At 75.9% G+C, this 15,929-nt stretch carries 15 protein-coding genes; 7 read left to right on the top strand and 8 right to left on the bottom strand.

Annotated features, from left to right (window positions below; all coding sequences use genetic code 11):
* Window positions 1-15 precede the first annotated feature (15 nt).
* The 3 genes from SM418_RS28135 to SM418_RS28125 all read right to left on the bottom strand — a co-directional run bounded on the left by SM418_RS28135 (window position 16) and on the right by SM418_RS28125 (window position 2,878).
* Window positions 16-1,251 carry an isochorismate synthase gene (locus SM418_RS28135; RefSeq protein ID WP_371944061.1) on the bottom strand — a complete coding sequence of 412 codons (1,236 nt, stop codon included), beginning with the start codon at window positions 1,249-1,251 and terminating at the stop codon, window positions 16-18.
* A 207-nt stretch (window positions 1,252-1,458) separates the two neighbouring features.
* Window positions 1,459-2,046: a biotin transporter BioY gene (locus tag SM418_RS28130; RefSeq protein WP_371944062.1), complete on the bottom strand. Its 588-nt coding sequence runs from the start codon at window positions 2,044-2,046 to the stop codon at window positions 1,459-1,461.
* 151 nt (window positions 2,047-2,197) lie between these two features.
* The gene (locus SM418_RS28125; RefSeq protein WP_371944063.1) at window positions 2,198-2,878 is read right to left on the bottom strand and encodes a spermine/spermidine synthase domain-containing protein; all 681 of its coding nucleotides are present in this window, start codon (window positions 2,876-2,878) and stop codon (window positions 2,198-2,200) included.
* Between the two features lie 106 nt (window positions 2,879-2,984).
* On the opposite strand from SM418_RS28125, the gene SM418_RS28120 reads away from it, so the two are divergent.
* The 5 genes from SM418_RS28120 (at window position 2,985) to SM418_RS28100 (ending at window position 7,971) form a co-directional block, all read left to right on the top strand.
* A complete protein-coding gene (locus SM418_RS28120; protein ID WP_371944064.1) occupies window positions 2,985-3,785 on the top strand; it encodes an SDR family NAD(P)-dependent oxidoreductase in 801 nt (266 codons plus the stop codon).
* A gap of 170 nt (window positions 3,786-3,955) precedes the next feature.
* A complete protein-coding gene (locus SM418_RS28115; RefSeq protein WP_371944065.1) occupies window positions 3,956-4,906 on the top strand; it encodes a S1C family serine protease in 951 nt (316 codons plus the stop codon).
* Between the two features lie 196 nt (window positions 4,907-5,102).
* On the top strand, window positions 5,103-6,677 hold the full coding sequence (locus SM418_RS28110) for a glycoside hydrolase family 10-like protein (protein WP_371944066.1): 1,575 nt from the start codon (window positions 5,103-5,105) through the stop codon (window positions 6,675-6,677).
* 57 nt (window positions 6,678-6,734) lie between these two features.
* Window positions 6,735-6,935 (top strand): DUF3040 domain-containing protein, encoded by a 201-nt coding sequence (locus SM418_RS28105; protein WP_371944067.1) that lies wholly within the window; start codon window positions 6,735-6,737, stop codon window positions 6,933-6,935.
* Window positions 6,936-7,320: 385 nt separating this feature from the next.
* Window positions 7,321-7,971 carry an ATP-binding protein gene (locus SM418_RS28100; protein WP_371944068.1) on the top strand — a complete coding sequence of 217 codons (651 nt, stop codon included), beginning with the start codon at window positions 7,321-7,323 and terminating at the stop codon, window positions 7,969-7,971.
* A gap of 10 nt (window positions 7,972-7,981) precedes the next feature.
* On the opposite strand, the gene SM418_RS28095 is transcribed toward SM418_RS28100, so the two are convergent.
* Complete coding sequence (locus tag SM418_RS28095; RefSeq protein ID WP_371944069.1) at window positions 7,982-9,124, bottom strand: helix-turn-helix transcriptional regulator; 1,143 nt, start codon at window positions 9,122-9,124, stop codon at window positions 7,982-7,984.
* 91 nt (window positions 9,125-9,215) lie between these two features.
* Window positions 9,216-12,020, bottom strand: a complete 2,805-nt coding sequence (locus tag SM418_RS28090) for a hypothetical protein (RefSeq protein ID WP_371944070.1) — start codon at window positions 12,018-12,020, stop codon at window positions 9,216-9,218.
* Between the two features lie 115 nt (window positions 12,021-12,135).
* Here SM418_RS28090 and SM418_RS28085 point away from each other — a divergent pair, with 115 nt between their 5' ends.
* Complete coding sequence (locus tag SM418_RS28085; RefSeq protein ID WP_371944071.1) at window positions 12,136-13,161, top strand: EamA family transporter; 1,026 nt, start codon at window positions 12,136-12,138, stop codon at window positions 13,159-13,161.
* A gap of 33 nt (window positions 13,162-13,194) precedes the next feature.
* Here the strand turns inward: SM418_RS28085 and SM418_RS28080 are convergent, their stop codons facing one another.
* Window positions 13,195-13,632 (bottom strand): acyl-CoA thioesterase, encoded by a 438-nt coding sequence (locus SM418_RS28080; protein ID WP_371944072.1) that lies wholly within the window; start codon window positions 13,630-13,632, stop codon window positions 13,195-13,197.
* A gap of 130 nt (window positions 13,633-13,762) precedes the next feature.
* On the opposite strand from SM418_RS28080, the gene SM418_RS28075 reads away from it, so the two are divergent.
* Window positions 13,763-14,140: a YybH family protein gene (locus SM418_RS28075; RefSeq protein WP_371944073.1), complete on the top strand. Its 378-nt coding sequence runs from the start codon at window positions 13,763-13,765 to the stop codon at window positions 14,138-14,140.
* A gap of 52 nt (window positions 14,141-14,192) precedes the next feature.
* On the opposite strand, the gene SM418_RS28070 is transcribed toward SM418_RS28075, so the two are convergent.
* Together SM418_RS28070 and SM418_RS28065 are read right to left on the bottom strand one after the other, a co-directional pair.
* Window positions 14,193-15,479, bottom strand: coding sequence for an RNA polymerase sigma factor (locus SM418_RS28070; protein ID WP_371944074.1), 1,287 nt, complete (start codon window positions 15,477-15,479; stop codon window positions 14,193-14,195).
* Window positions 15,480-15,494: 15 nt separating this feature from the next.
* Complete coding sequence (locus SM418_RS28065) at window positions 15,495-15,911, bottom strand: YciI family protein (protein WP_371944075.1); 417 nt, start codon at window positions 15,909-15,911, stop codon at window positions 15,495-15,497.
* Between the last annotated feature and the right edge of the window lie 18 nt (window positions 15,912-15,929).

The raw sequence follows: 15,929 nt of genomic DNA, 5'->3' as shown, positions 1-15,929 counted from the left end.
GTGTGCCGGGTGGGGTCAGCCGTGGAGTGCGTACTGCATGGGGCGGAACTTGGCGCGGGCTTCGGCGAGTTCGGCGTCGGGGTCGGAGTCGGCGACGATGCCGCAGCCGGCGAAGAGGCGGGCGCGGGTGCCGTCGATCTCGGCGCAGCGCAGGGCGATGCCCCATTCGCCGTCGCCGCGGGCGTCGACCCATCCGACGGGGCCGGCGTAGCGGCCGCGGTCCATGCCTTCGAGCTCGCGGATGAGGTCGAGGGCGATGTCGGTGGGGGTGCCGCAGACGGCGGGGGTGGGGTGCAGGGCGGCGACGACGTCGAGGACGGAGCGGTCGGCGGCCAGGCGCCCGCGGATGGGGGAGGCGAGGTGCAGGACGTTCGGGAGGGTGAGGAGTTCGGGCTGGTCGGGGACGGTGAGCCGCGCGCAGAGGGGGGCGAGGGCGTCGCGGACCATTTCGGCGGCGTAGCGGTGTTCTTCGCGGTCCTTGGCGGAGCCGAAGAGGCGGGCGGCGCGGGCGTGGTCGTCGGCGGGGGTGTCGCCGCGGGCGGTGGTGCCGGCGAGGACGAGGGATTCGATGTCGTCCCCGGTGCGGCGGATGAGGAGTTCGGGGGTGGCGCCGACGAGGCCGGCGCAGGAGAAGGTGTAGCAGGCGGGGAAGCGTGCGGCGAGGCGCTGGAGGAGGACGCGGGCGTCGATGGGGGCGGTGGCGCGGGCGGTGATGTCGCGGGCGAGGACGACCTTGCCGAGGCGGCCGGCGCGGATGCGGTCGACGGCGGTGGCGACGGCTTCGGCCCAGTCGCGTTCGGGGAGGACGCCGTCGCTCCAGCGCAGGCCGGCGGGGGGCCGGGGCGGGTTGGCGAGGGTGAGCGGGTCGGCGTCGTCGCCGATGGTGGTGAGCCAGGCCCGGCCGTCGCGGCGGCCGAGGACGCGGCGGGGGACGATGAGGGTGGAGTCGGGGGATTTGGGGTCGAAGCCGAAGGATCCGAAGGCGACGGGTCCGGTGCCGGGCACGGCGACGGGGTCGTCGACGTCGGCGGCGCCGAACAGGTCGCGCAGGATGCGGGCGGCCGCGGTGAAGCGGTCGTCGCCGCCGGGGAGGGTGAGGCGGGCGGCCTCGCCCCAGCCGACGATGCCCTGGCCGTGGCGGACCCAGGCGAGCGCGGAGGGGTGCGGAAGCCGCGCGACGAGGTCGCCCGGGTCGGGGATCGGGACGGTGCGGACGGTGAGTCGGTCCGGTGCTGTCACGGCGAGCTTCACACGGCCACTGTACGCCAGATTTGAACCTGTTCAAACGACTGGGGCGCAGGCGCGGGGTGAGGTGTGCGCCACAGCGCTCCCGCACGGCCTGCCCGTGGACGGCGCATGGGGACGGCGCATGACGGGACGCTCGTGTGCGGGCACCTATGCCCGCCCGTCCCGTCCCCATGCGCGGGCGCCGGGGGCGGGACGGGCGGGTGCGGCGGTTCAGCGGCGGGCGGCGCCGGTGAGCTTCCAGGCGGCGGGCAGCAGTCCTGCCGCCAGCAGGACCTTCAGCGCGTCGCCCGCGAGGAACGGCGTCATGCCGAGATCGATCGCCTTGGCGAGGTCGACGCCGAGGGCGGCCATCAGGTAGGGGACGCCGGCGGCGTACATGATGACGGTTCCGACGAGCATGGTGCCGATGGTGCGCAGCGGGGTGCGGTCGCCGCCGAGCTGCGCGAGGCGCCCGACGACGGCGGCGGCCGCCACGAATCCGATGACGTAGCCGAGGGTCGGGAATCCGGCGCCGGAGGTGCCGTCGGTGAACCAGGGGACGCCCGCCATCCCGGCGAGCAGGTAGACGAGCATGCCGAGGGCGGCGCGGCCGGTGCCGAGCGCGGCGCCGGCGAGCAGGACGGCGAAGGTCTGACCGGTGACCGGGACGGGGGTGCCGGGCAGCGGGACGGCGATCTGCGCGGCGACGCCGACGAACGCGGCGGCGCCGGCGACGAGGGCGGCGTCGCGGGCCAGGGAACCGGGCAGCAGGTCGCCCAGGACGGCGGGGCGCCGCTGGGTTGCGTGGGCAGTAGCCACAGATCCTCCCAAAATGGTGTTGTCAGGCCGAAACTTAGCGAACTGGGGTTACGGCGAGCTTCACCCGGGCTACAGAAACGGCCCGTCCCGCTTTGTACGGCCCCCTCCCGGACGCCGCTGGAGGGCCGGGACGGCCCGTTCCGTGCCAGGGTCACTCGGCGGGGCGGGGGCGCGCGGCGAGGTAGATCACGTCGGGTTCGCCGCGCGGCACCGGCACCGGGTGGACCTCCACCCGGGCGAACCGCCGGCGCAGCAGGGCCTCGAACGCCGGCGCGGCGTTCGCGCTCCAGACGGCCAGGACGCCGCGCGGTGTCAGCAGGCGCGTGAGCAGGTCCAGGCCGGTGGGCGCGTAGAGGCGGGCGTTGCGGGGGGTGACGGTCCAGTCGGGGCCGTTGTCGATGTCCAGGCAGAGGGCGTCGAAGCGGCCGATGGCGGGATCGGCGACGACGTCCAGGAGGTCGGCGCACCGGACGGTGACGCGGGGGTCGTCGAGCGCGCCCCCCGACCAGGGCCGCAGCGCCGAGGCGTGCCAGCCGATGACGGCGTGTTCGCGTTCGACGAGGGTGATGTGCGCCACGCCGGGGAGCGTGAGGGCCTCGGCGAGGGAGAACCCGACGCCGAGGCCGCCGATGAGCAGCCGCACCGGGCCGTCCAGTCCCCGGACGCAGGCGCGGACCAGCAGCCGCTCGGACTCGCCGTTGCGGGTGTCCATGAGGAACACGCCGTTGCTGATGATCTCGTAGTCGTCGCCGGCGCGGCGCAGCACCAGCTCGCCGCCGACGCCGGGGGCGCGCTCGATCACGACCGGTTCACCGGCTGCGGCGGTTCCCATGCCCCGCACCCTAGCCCGCCGCAGCGGACGCCGTGGCGGCCGCTGTAGTGGCCGCTGTTATGGACGTCGTGGCGGGCTGGGCGGCGTGTCGGCTACGGTGCCGGTCATGCCCGATCTTCGCCCCTCCGGCGGGCTGCTGGCCGGACGCCGGATCCTGGTCGTCGGCGCGGGGACGCGGCCCAGCGCCGATCCCGCCGCGCCGGTCGGCAACGGCCGCGCGATCGCGGTGTCGGCCGCGCGGGAGGGCGCGGCGGTGGCGTGCGCGGACGTCGACGAGCACGCTGCGGGGCAGACCGCCGCGATGATCGCCGGCGAGGGCGGGCGGGCGTGCACGGTCGTGGCCGACGTCACCGACCCGGCGTCGTGCGACCGCGTGGTGACGCAGGCGGCGGAGGGGCTCGGCGGGCTGGACGGGGTGGTGTTCAACGCCGGGATCGGGATCGGGTACGGGCTGGCGGGCACGGCGCTGGCCGACTGGGACCGGGTCCTGCACGTCAACCTGCGGGCGCCGTTCCTGGTGGGCAAGGCGGCGATGCCGGCGCTGGATGCGGGCGGGTCGCTGGTGTTCGTCGGCTCCCTGGCCGGAACGAAGCCGGGATCGCGGTCCCCGTCCTATGACGCGTCCAAGGCGGGCCTGACGGGGCTGGTGCGGCACATCGCCGCGGAGGGTGCGCCGCGCGGGATCCGCGCGAACGTGGTGGCGCCGGGCCTGATCGACACGGTGATGGGGCGGGACGCCTCGGCCGGCAGCGAGGCCCGCGACCGGGTCGCGCGGCTCATCCCGATGCACCGGCAGGGGACGGCGTGGGAGGTCGCGGACGTGGCGGTGTTCCTGCTGTCGGACCGCGCGTCCTACGTGACCGGGCAGGTCGTCCACGTCGACGGGGGCCTGTCCACCCTTCGCTGAACCGGGCCGGGGTGCGGGCCCCTGCGCCGGGCATCCGTGAGCTATCACGTGCGGCTGTGTTGCTGCTGTGGCTGTGGCTCGTGCGGTCCGGGCGCCCCGCGGCCGTGACCGGGAACACCCCTTCACCCCGGATGGTTACCGTGTAACGATGTAATCGTCCGGGAGGTGTCATGGAGGAGACCGAGCCGCTGGACGCCTACTCCCGCGTGGTGTCGGCCGTGGCGCGCGAGCTGACCCCGCGCGTGGCGGCGCTGCGCGTCCGGCACCGCCGCGGCGAGGGAACCGGCTCGGCGGTGGCGTTCACCGGCGACGGGTTCCTGCTCACCAACGCCCACGTCGTCGGCGGCGCGCCCGGCGGGCAGGCCGCGTTCGGCGGCGGCGCCACCGCGGACTTCACCGTCGTCGGCACCGACCCCCTGTCGGACCTTGCCGTCGTCCGCGCCGACGCCCGGGTCCCCGGCCCGGTCACCCTCGGCGACGCCGACGCCCTGGTCGTCGGGCAGCTCGTCGTCGCCGTCGGCAACCCGCTCGGCCTCACCGGGTCGGTCACCGCCGGGGTCGTGTCGGCGCTCGGCCGGTCCCTGCCGACCTCGCAGCCCACCCGCGCGGGCACCGCCGTCCGCGTCATCGAGGACGTCATCCAGACCGACGCCGCCCTCAACCCCGGCAACTCCGGCGGCGCGCTCGCCGACTCCCGCGGCCGCGTCGTCGGCGTCAGCACCGCCGTTGCCGGGCTGGGCCTCGGTCTCGCCGTCCCGATCAACGCCACCACGCGCCGCATCATCGCCGCGCTGATCCGCGACGGGCGGGTGCGCCGCGCGTTCCTCGGCCTGGCCGCCGCGCCCGTCCCGGTCCCGGCGTCGCTGCGCGCCCGCACCGGGCAGGACGACGCGCTGCGCGTCGCCGAGGTCGTGCCCGGCAGTCCCGCCGACCGCGCCGGGCTGCGGCGCGGCGACCTGGTCCTCACCGCCGGGGGCGCCCCGGTCTCCCAGGCCCAGTCGCTGCAGAAGCTGATGTTCGCCGAGGCGATCGGCCGTCCGCTGCCCATCACGGTCCTGCGCAACGGCGCGATGGTCGACGTCATAGCCGAGCCGGTCGAACTGGACCCCGAACCCGCCTGACCGTCCACCGCCCTCCGAACCGCCCTCCGGCTCCGCTCCCAGGGGCGCCGACACAGGAGGGTGCGGGGAGGGACGAAAGGGGACCAGGACGAACGGGGACGGATAGGGATCACACGGGCATCAGTGTTCTGGCGCGAGCATCGCAACGGGTGCGTAACAATGGGCCGCTATGGCATCGCGATCCAGGATCCGGGCAATGGCGGCGGCGCTCACGGCGGGAGTGTCGGCGGGCGCGCTCGCCGCGTGCGGCATCCCCGCCTTCGGGGAGCGGGAGGACGGCGGGCGGGGGGCCGTGCCGCCCGGCGCCAAGGCCGAATGCCCCCAGATCGCCGCGCCCGGCGACTCCGGGGACCGGCAGCTGCGCGCCATGTGGATCGCCACCGTCGGCGGCATCGACTGGCCCAAGGACGCCGGCGGCTCCGTCGACGGGCAGCGGAAGGAGTTCGTCAAGCTCCTCGACACCGCCGTCGCGATGAACATGAACGCGGTGTTCGTCCAGATCCGCCCGAACTCCGACGCGTTCTACGACTCGCCGTACGAGCCGTGGTCGCAGTGGATCACCGGCAAGCAGGGCAAGGACCCCGGCTACGACGTCCTGGCGTTCATGCTGAAGGAGGCCCACGCCCGCAACCTGGAGTTCCACGCCTGGTTCAACCCCTACCGCGTGTCGCGCCAGGACGACCTGAAGAAGCTGTCGCCCAAGAGCCCCGCCCGCAAGCACCCCGACTGGGTCCGCAAGTACGGCGCCGGCCTGTGGTACGACCCGGGCCTGCCGCAGGTCCGGGACCTGGCCACCAAGGCCGTCATGGACGTCGTCACCAAGTACGACATCGACGCCGTCCACTTCGACGACTACTTCTACCCCTACCCCGAGGGCGGCGAGTTCCCCGACAAGGCCACCTACAAGACCTACGGGAACGGCATGAACCGCGGCGACTGGCGCCGCAAGAACGTCGACACCCTCGTCGAGTCGCTGTCGCAGAGGATCCACGCCGCCAAGCCGTGGGTGCGGTTCGGCATCAGCCCCTTCGGCGTCTGGCGCAACAAGAGCAACGACCCCGCCGGATCGCCCACCCGCGCCCTGCAGAGCTACGACGACATCTACGCCGACACCCGCAAATGGATCAAGGAGGGGTGGGTCGACTACATCACCCCCCAGCTGTACTGGCCGATCGGCGACCCCCGCGCCGACTACGCCGGCCTCGTCGCCTGGTGGGCCGGGCAGGTCAAGGGCACCTCCGTGCAGCTCACGATCGGGCAGGCCGCCTACCGCGTCGGCGCCGACGCCGCCTGGAAGAACCCCGCCGAGCTGTCGCGGCATCTCACCCTGAACGCCAAGTACCCGCAGGTCCGCGGCGACGTCTTCTTCAGCGCCTCCGACATCGCCGCCAACCGCCGCGGGTTCGCCGCCCGGCTGCGCGGCGACCACTACCGGCGCCCGGCCCTGCGGCCCGTCTCCGGCGGCCCCGGCGGCACCGCGCCCCCGGCCGTCCAGGGCACCACCGCCGTCCGGGACGGCAAGGGCGTCCGCGTCACCTGGCGGCCCTCGCAGGGCGCCGCCTCCTACGCCGTCTACCGCGTGGACGGCGCCGGCCCCGGCTGCGCCCCCGTCGACCCCGGCCGCCTCATCGCCGACGTCCGCGGCGGCGGCATCCTCGACCCGGCCGCCGAACCCCGCCGCGCCTACACCTACTACGTCACCGCCCTGGACCGCCTACACCACCAGAGCGCCCCCGGACGCGGCGCAACGGTCGACGCCCCGAAGGGATAACGATCATGGTCTGCGGGGAGGAACCAGTCATCTGACCACCCCCCGGAGGTATGAAGCATGGCGCTGTCGATGGAGGAGCAGCGGATCCTCACGCAGATCGAGGTCCGCCTGAGCGAGGACGACCCGCGGCTGGCCCAGCGCTTCGCCCGCCACGGCACCCCCCACGGGCGCCGCGCCCGCACCATCGTCCTCACCGCCGCCGCCGTCATCATCGTCCTCGCCGCCATCGGCGCCGGCGTCGCTGCGGCCGTCCTGTAACAGCCGTCCTGTAACACCCCGTCCCCCCGCCCTCCCGGCACGCGAACGCCGAGGCCCCGGCGAGAGAAGATCTCGCCGGGGCCTCGGCGTTCAAGCCGGTGTGGTGGTCGCCTCACGGCGAAAGGCACAACGAAGCTCCAGCCCGGACCGCATGGGACCGGCGGTATTCCCCGAAGGCGTCAGGTAGAGCCCGGGGGACACATGCCACACCGACCCGTCCACTGTAACGGCTCCCGGCGGGTGCCTCCTCCACCGCCACCCCGCGAGTGGCGTTCACCTCACCCCCGGGTGAGGGTTCCCTTCGCCCGTGCACCGCCCCACGGCCAGAGGCGTCCCTGACTATGACCGCACGCCGGGCAAGCCACACGAAACGGGGGAGAGCACCATGAGGAGCACCGGGACCGGGACCAAACGGCCCGAAGAAACCGCGACCACAGACCGCGCGGAAGACGGGACGGACGGCGGCGCGGGCGGCCCCGCGGCGGCGTGGGACCTGCCCGCCCAGGCCCGCGCCGCGTCCCGCGCCCGCGACCTCACCGCCCGGACCCTGCGGCACTGGCACGTCACCGACCCCGCCGACACCGGCGACATCGTCCTCATGGTCGACGAACTCGTCACCAACGCCGTCGTCCACGGCACCGGGCCCGTCCGCCTCGCCCTGCGCCTGGACGGGCCCCTCCTCACCGCCGAGGTGAGCGACGCCGACCCCGCAGCACCCGCCGTCCCCGGCGGCCCGCCCCGCGTCCTGGACTGGTCCGAGGCCGGCCGCGGCCTGCTCCTGGTCGCCGCCCTCGCCACCGGCTTCGGCGCCCGCCCGCGGCCACCCGGCAAGACCGTCTGGTTCACCCGCCGTGTCGCCCGCCGACCCTCACCCGGCCTCCCACGGGACGAGAGCCCAATGGACCGCGCCGCGACGGACCACACCGCGACGGACCACACCGCGACGGACCACACTGCGACGGACCACACTGCGACGGACGGCGCCGCAGTGCCCGCGCCCCGGCCCGCCGAACCGGGCGGCCCGCCCGCCCCCTGACCCGGCGCCGTCATGCCTGCAGGGGGCAGCGGTCGACGACCCGGACACCCTCCTCGTCGTCGCCCGGCGGCAGCGGCGGCTCGTCGCCGAGCCGGTCCAGATGCCACTCGATGTGGGCGAGCGGCCCGCGCCAGCCCGCCAGCAGGTCCGCCAGGGGCCGCGGCGGGCCCGGCGGGCCGTAGGGCCGCGGGTCGGGCAGCTCCTCAGCCCACAGCGCGTCGTCGCAGCCCGCCGCCCAGTGCCCCACAGACTCCAGCACCTCCTCCAGGTCGCGCGCCACCTCCCCCAGCGACCGCAGCGCCATCGCGTCCTGGATCATCCGCTCCCGCGCGTCGAAGGGCAGCTCCCGGTCGAACACCGGCGGGAACGCCGGGCGGCGCCCCGCCAGCACCGGCTCCTCGCCCGTCGCCGCCGACCGGATCGCCGCCGCCTGCCAGCGCGTCCACTCCGCCAGATGCCCCAGCACCCCGCGCAGCGCCGCCGCCCCCGCGCCCCCTCCCGCTCGGCGCTGACCCGCCGGGCGGCGCGCCCCGGCGGCCGCGTCGCGCAGCCGCGACCGCACGAACTCCAGCCGGTCCAGCGTCCACGCCCGAGCCCGCTCCGGATCGGCCGGGCCCCGCGGGCCCGGCTCCGCCGGCGGGCGCGGCACCGGCACCCGCAGCGCCGCCAGCAGCTCGTCCAGATCACGGACCTCCGCGCCCCGGCCCGACAGGAACGCCGCGCCGATCCGGTCCAGCCGGAACATCCGCGGCCCGTCCCGCATCCGGCACCACCCCACCAGGTACTCCCCGTAGGGCGCGATGACCAGGCCGTGCGCCTCCACGTCCCGGAAGCTGCGCGCCCCCGCCCGATCGGTGTAGGCCAGCCGGACGATCCGGCGGGTCCGGACCGCCTCGGCGAGCGTGCCGCGGACCGGGCCCATCAGCGACGCCACCTCGCCCAGCGGCGCCGGCTCCGGCGGCGCCGGCAGGACGTAGCCGCGGCCCTGCTCGGCCCGCACCGGCAGCCCGCCGTGCGTCAGCAGCTCCAGGTCGCGGCGGACGGTCCGATCGCTGACCCGCAGGCGCTCGGCGAGGACGGCCGCGTCCAGCGGCTCGGGGGAGGCCGCCCGAAGCTCGGCGACGAGCGCCAGCAGCCGGTCTACGCGATCCACGCCCCCCATCGTGGCCCGGGGGCACCGGCATTCCGCCGCGCCTCGGGGACCCAAATCCCTTACGCGCGGGCGACAACCGGGAGGGCGGCGGTCAGCGGCCGGACAGCTCCGCCGCCAGGCCCTCGAAGTCGGCCGCCGTCAGCGACAGCGCGCTGCCGATCGCCTGCGTCGCCTCCGCGCTGCCCAGATGCCGCGTCGCGGCCCGGTCCAGGTAGGCCTCCACGAGCCGGGCGCCGGTCAGCCGCCCGCGCGGGCGCAGCGACCCCACCTCGCGGTTCACCACCGCCCACGCGTCCGGGCCGAGCCGCAGGCTGCGCTCCCCGGCCAGCAGCCGCACCAGCGCCGCCCGCGCCTCCGCGCCCGACAGGTCCGGCAGCCGCACCGCGCGCAGGTCCGCGGTCAGCTCCGGCGACGCCGCCGACAGCTCCCCGACGCGGTCCGGCTCGCACGTGCCCAGCAGCGCGGTGTCGTTGACGCCCTCCAGCCGCGTGCGGTACAGGACCGAGGCGTAAGCGGCGCCGTCGGCCTCGTCCAGGATCAGCCCGTCCAGGCCGTCCAGCAGCAGCACGTGGCCCGCGTGCTCCTCCAGCGCGGCCCGCAGCCCGTCGGGGCCGCGCTCGCGCAGGTCCTCGGCGTGGACGGAGTGGACCTCGCCGCTGGAGGCCTCCACCTCCGCCAGCGCGCGGGCGGCCATCCGGGCCAGCCGCCGCTGTCCGCTGGAGGCGGCGCCGATCAGCAGCAGCGCCGGCGCCGACGCGCTCGACACCTCCTGCCCGCGCAGCCGGCGCGCCCACTTGCCGCGCCGCCGCACCTCGGTGACGACGCGCTCGATGTCGTCGGGGCCGCACAGGAACCGGATCCCGTAGGCCTCGGCGACCCGCGGGTCCGGCTCGGAGACGGGCGCGGCCGGCAGCGGGGGCGGCGGCTCGGGAACCGGCGCCGGCGGGGGCGGCAGATCCGGGTGCGGGGCCGGTCCGGCACCCGGCGGGACGTTCGGCGCTGCGCTCTGCCGGGAGCTCGGTTCCGGCGCGGGCGGCGGTGCGGGCGCGCCCGCACCGGGCCACGCCGGGCCGGGGTCGAACTGGGTCTTGAACGCGTCGGTGTCCAGCTGCGTGTGCTGCGGCTCCACCGGCCATACCGGGTCCGGCGCGGGAGGCGGGTAGTGCGCCGGAGCGGGCGGCGCGTCGGTGGTCGTCGCGTCCAGCCGCGGCGCCGGCGCCGGCTCCGGTTGCGGTTGCGGCGCCGGAGCGGGCACGGGAGGGGCAGGCGGGGGCGCGATCCTCGGCGGCGGCGCGTCCGCGGCGAACGGGTCGGCCGGCGCGGGGGCTGGGGGAGGGGAGGGCTGCTCGCGGTGGGACGGCTCCGGCGCGGCGGGCGGCGGGACGGGCGCCACCGCGGGCGGCGGGCCGGGGGCGTCCTGCGCGGGCTCGGGCACCGGCGCGACCGGCTGGTCGGCGCCGGACGTGGCGCGCTCGGCGGCCATGTGGGCGCGGGCGGCCTTGATGATGTCCCACGCCGACAGCTCGTCGGTGGACGGTGGGCTGTGCATCGCCGGGGACGTCAGCTCCGCGGCGACCGCCTGCGGCACCGCGAACCCGTTCGCCGGCGGCGGGACCTGCGCCAGCCGGCACCACGTCAGCCCGAGCGTGTAGGTGGTGGCCAGCAGGGCGGCGAGGGCGTCGGCGTCGTCGCTGCGCAGCGCGTCCGGCAGCCGCCCGTCGCGCGGCCACAGCGACCGCAGCGGGTTGGCCGGGTCGGCCAGGACGGCCTGCAGGGTGCGGGCGCTGTCGGGGTCCAGCCAGCGCTGCAGCGCCGGCAGCGCGCCCGGCGCGGCCTGCAGGTCGGCCGCCAGCACCGCGATCCCGGCGCGGCGGACCTCGTCGTGGCCGCGGCCGGGCGCGGCCGGGCGCGGACCGGTGAGCCCGGCGACGATCTGCTGCAGGTCGTACAGGGCCAGCCGCAGGTACTCGCCGGGCGCGGTGTCGCGGAGCATCGGGGTGGCGTACTCGGCGGGGCAGCGGCGCCGCCACTCCTGCAGGACGGCGTCGGGCCCGTACCGGACGGTCGCCATGTCCTGGTTGACCCTCCGCAGCGACGCGGCCGTCACGGCGGCGAGGGCGTCGGCACCGGGCCGGAACCGGGGGTCGGCCTGGAGCCCGGCGGCGACCTCGTACATGACGCGGGCGATGTGGGCGGCGCCGCCGCCGTCGCCGGCGCCGAGCCGGTGCACGTAGTAGCCGGCCAGGGTGGCGAAGTCGGGCGGCATCATCCAGTGCAGCCGGTCGGCGGAGGTGGTCAGGAACGGGATGAACGACTCGATCAGCGGGTGCTCGGTCAGCGCCACCGGGGACCCGGCGCACCACAGCAGCGCGCCCCACGCGGCGGCGACGGTGCTGGGCGTGCCCGGCTGGAACATCGGGTCGCGCTGGGCGAACTGCTGCGGGTTGACCGCCAGCGCGGTGGTGAGGGCCTGGGAGATGCGCGCGACGACGGCGGTGTCGGGGACGGGCCCGAGGAACCCCAGCGGCGCGACCCGCCCGGCCGACAGGTCGGGGCCGGTGGGGAACAGCTGCGGCGGGACGGGCGGGGTCCCGGCGCCGCGGGGGGCGGGGACGGCGACGCGGCGGTCCTCGAACTCGGCCGGGGGCGGGCAGGGGTGCCAGGCGCCGTCCAGGCCGCACCGGTACCAGCGGCCCCACGCCCCGTAGAGCCACCATTCACCGGCGCCCCACAGCATCCGCGCGGCGACCTGGGCCGCGCGGTCGGCGGGCTGGGCGGTCTGCCACCACGGTGAGGCCACCAGCTCGCGCACGTTGCCCTCGACCGAGGCGAACAGGTCGCCGCTCGGGCCGCCTCCGGTTCCGCCGGGCCCCGCCCCGGCCGCCTGCCAGCTCATCCGGCGAATAGTAGTCGCCCGGGGCGGTCCGTCCGGCATCGCCTGAATCAATCGGATGGCCCGAATCGATCGGGGTTATCGGCCGCCGGTCACCACTCCGTCCGTAATGACTGTTATGGCAGGATGGTCATGGCTCGCCGCGGGGCGGGCGGACCGTGCGGCGGGGGTGACGATGGACGCGGCGCGCACCCGGGCGACGGGTCTCGGCCTCGCGGTTGTCTCCTCGGTGTGCTTCGGCACGTCCGGGCCGTTCGGCAAGGCCCTCATCGAGGCCGGGCTCGGCCCGCTGCAGGCGGCCTGGCTGCGGATCACGGTCGCCGCGCTGGTCCTGGTCCCGCTCGCCGCGGTCCTGCGGGGCCGCGCGATGCTGCGGGGACTGCGGCCGCACGCCCGCACCCTGGTCCTCTACGGGCTGACCGGCGTCGCCGGCTGCCAGGCGCTCTTCTTCGTCGCCGCGTCCCGGCTGCCGGTGGGCGTGGCGATCCTGCTGGAGTTCAGCGGACCCGTCATCGTCCTGGGGTGGCTGCGGGTGGTGCGCCGCGCCCCCGTGCACACCGCGGCCGCCGCCGGCGTCGTGATCGCCATGACCGGGCTGGCGCTGGTCGTGCGGGTGTGGGAGGGCCTGTCCCTGGACCCGGTCGGCCTGGCCGCGGGGCTCGGAGCCGCCGCCTGCCAGGCCGGATACTTCCTGATCGTCGAACGGCTCACCGGGCGGGTCGACCCGCTCGCCATCACCTCGGCCGGCAGCGTCGTCGCGGCGCTGGCGCTGGCCGGCCTCGCCGCCCCCTGGGCGCTGCCGTGGGACGTCCTGCCCGCGCAGGTCCCCGTCGCCGGGCACACCGCGCCCGGCTGGACCCTGGTCGCCTGGATCGCGGTCGTCAGCACCGTCCTCGCCTACCTCGCCGGCGTCGCGGGCCTGCAGCGGCTGTCGGTGCAGGTCGGCGGCGCGATCTGCTACACCGAGGCCGTCGCCGCCGCCCTCATCGCCTGGGCCGTGCTCGGCGAGCGCCTCACCCCGCTGCAGATGACCGGCGGCGCGATCGTGCTGACCGGCGCCTACATCGCCCAGCGCGCCACGATCCCCGGCCCCGCCCTCCCGCCCAAGACACCCCCGCCGCCTCTGCCGCTCGCGACGCCCTGATCGGGGCGGGCCCGCGGCCTTCTCGGCGGGGACTCAGCCCCGCGAGGCGGCGGCCTGCCCCGTTCCGTCCAGGCAGGGCTCCAGCGCCGACCTGACCTCCGCCGGCATCTCCCGCTTGGACTTGGACGCGGGGTCGATGAACACGTGCCGCACCTCCCCGTCGGCGATGAGACGCCCCTCCACCCGGAACACCGGCCGCACGATCATGCTCGTCGTCCCCAGATGCGCGACCGGCATCGACACGTCCAGCAGGTCGTCGAACCGCGCGCCCTCCCGGTAGCGGATCCGCGCCTCCGCCACCACCAGGTCGTAGCCGTGCTCCACCATCTGCCCATAGTCGCCGATCAGGGCGCGCCACATCTCCGTCAGCGCCACGTCGTAGAAGAACAGGTAGTGGCCGTTGAACACCACGCCCTGCTGGTCGCACTCGCTGTACCGCACCCTCAGCCGATGCGTGAAAACCTCGCCCATACCTGGCATCCTGCCTCATCCTGCACGTATGCATAAGTGTTGCTTCTGTATCCGAGAATTTCTATCTCTTGGACTTCTGGAGTTACGGCGACCACGATGGAGTGAAACGACCGGACAAACGAGGAGAGTCATGACGGAATACGAGAAGGCCATGCGGCCCGAGGACATCACGCGGCTGTTCGTCGAACGCTCCAACGCCGGCGACGCCGCCGGCGTCGCCGCCCTCTACGAGCCCGGCGCCGTGCTCGCCTACCCGCCCGGCTCCCAGACCGTCGGGCGGGACGCGATCCGCGAAATGTGGGAGAAGGTCCTGGCCGCCGGGCCCCGCTTCGAACCCGAAGAGCCGCTGCCGACCCTGATCAGCGGCGACCTCGCGCTCACCTCCACCCCGCCCAGGGACGGCGCCGGCGCCCGCGCCCAGGTCGTCCGCCGCCAGCCCGACGGCGCCTGGCTCCGCGTCCTGGACCAGCCCGAATTCGTCCCGCCGCCCGGCAGCGGCCCCGCCTGACGGCGGCCGCCGGGCAGACCGGGTCGCCGGGCGGAGTCGCCGGGCGGGGCGGTCAGGGGAGGGCGGCGAGCTTGCGCTCCAGGACCGCGCGCTCGCGCTCGTTGCGGCACAGGCCCGCCGCGTGCTCCAGCTCGGCGCGCGCCTCGCCGGTGCGGCCCAGGCGGGTGAGCAGCTCCCCCCGGACGGTCGGCAGCAGGTGCGAGCCCGCCAGCGCCCCCGCGTCCGCCAGCCCGTCCACGATCGGCAGCGCCGCCCCCGGCCCCCGCGCCATCGACACCGCCACCGCCCGGTTCAGCTCGACCACCGGGGACGGCGCCAGCCGGCCCAGCGCCTCGTACAGGAGCACGATGCGGTCCCAGTCCGTCGCCCCCGCCGACGGGGCGACGGCATGGCACTCGGCGATCGCCGCCTGCAGCCCGTAGGCGGCCAGGCCCCGGCCCGCCTTCTCCGCGCGGGCCAGCGCCGCCCGGCCCCGGCCGATCGCCGACCGGTCCCAGCGGCGCCGGTCCTGGTCCTCCAGCAGCACCGGCTCGCCGTCCGGCCCCGTGCGGGCGGGGAACCGCGCCGCGGTCAGCTCCAGCAGCGCCAGCAGGCCGTGCGCCTCCGGCTCGTCCGGCACCAGCCGCGCCAGCACCCGCGCCAGGCGCTGCGCCTCGCCCGCAAGGTCCGCGCGGATCAGCGCGTCACCGGAACTGGCCGACGACCCCTCGGTGAAGATCAGGTAGATGACGCTCAGCACCGAGCCGAGCCGCGCGGCCCGCTCCCCGGCCGGCGGCACCGCGAACGGCACCCGGGCCGCGCCCAGCGTCTTCTTCGCCCTGGTGATCCGCGCCTGCACCGTGGCGGTCGGGACCAGGAACGCGCGGGCGATCTCGTCGCTGGTCAGGCCGCCGACCACGCGCAGCGTCAGCGCCACCCGCGCCTCCGGCGCCAGCACCGGATGGCAGGAGACGAACATCAGCGCCAGCACGTCGTCGTCGATGCGGTCGGGATCCCACAGGACGTCCCCGCCGTCGCGGGCCGGGTCGGCGGGGACGTTCCCCGAGGCGGCGCCGCCCTCGCCCAGCCCGCGGGCGAGGGCGGCGTACCGGTCGTCGAGGGCCGAGCGGCGGCGGAACGCGTCGATCGCGCGGCGCCGCCCCACGGTCAGCAGCCACCCCGACGGACTCGCGGGCACCCCGTCGCGCGGCCACGTCACCAGCGCCTCCGCCAGGGCCTCCTGCGCCAGGTCCTCGGCCAGCGCGAAGTCGCCGGTGTAGCGGGCGAGCGCGCCCACGACCCGCGCCGACTCGATCCGCCACACGGCGGCGACGGCCTCACGGCCGGTCCGGTCGCTCATCCTCGGCCACTCCCGTCACAGCTGACCGGTGGCCTCGCGCCACGCCCGCTCCTTCCTGATCCACTCGTTGTCCTGCGGGAACTCGTCGATCGTGGTGACCCGCCGGATCTCGGTCTTGAAGCCGGGTCCGGCCGGGGCCCGCTTGGCCCACTCGACGGCCTCCTCCTTGGACGCCACGTTCAGGATGTAGAAGCCGCCGAACAGCTCCTTGGTCTCCCCGTAGGGGCCGTCGGTGACCACCGGCGGCTCGGCGGAGTAGTCGACGACCACGCCCTCGGCCGCGTCGTCGAGGCCTTCGGCGGCCAGCAGCACACCGGCCCGGATCATCTCCTCGTTGAACCGGCCGACCGTCTCGATCATCTCGGTGACGTCCACCTCGGCCATCCCGGCGAAGGCCTCGTCGGTCGCGCGCATGATCAGCATGTACTTCATCGTCCTGCTCCCTGGTCG

It is taken from the genome of Actinomadura chokoriensis (assembly GCF_041463665.1).
Lineage (GTDB): Bacteria > Actinomycetota > Actinomycetes > Streptosporangiales > Streptosporangiaceae > Spirillospora > Spirillospora chokoriensis_A.
This window is presented reverse-complemented; position numbering and strand designations above follow the sequence as displayed.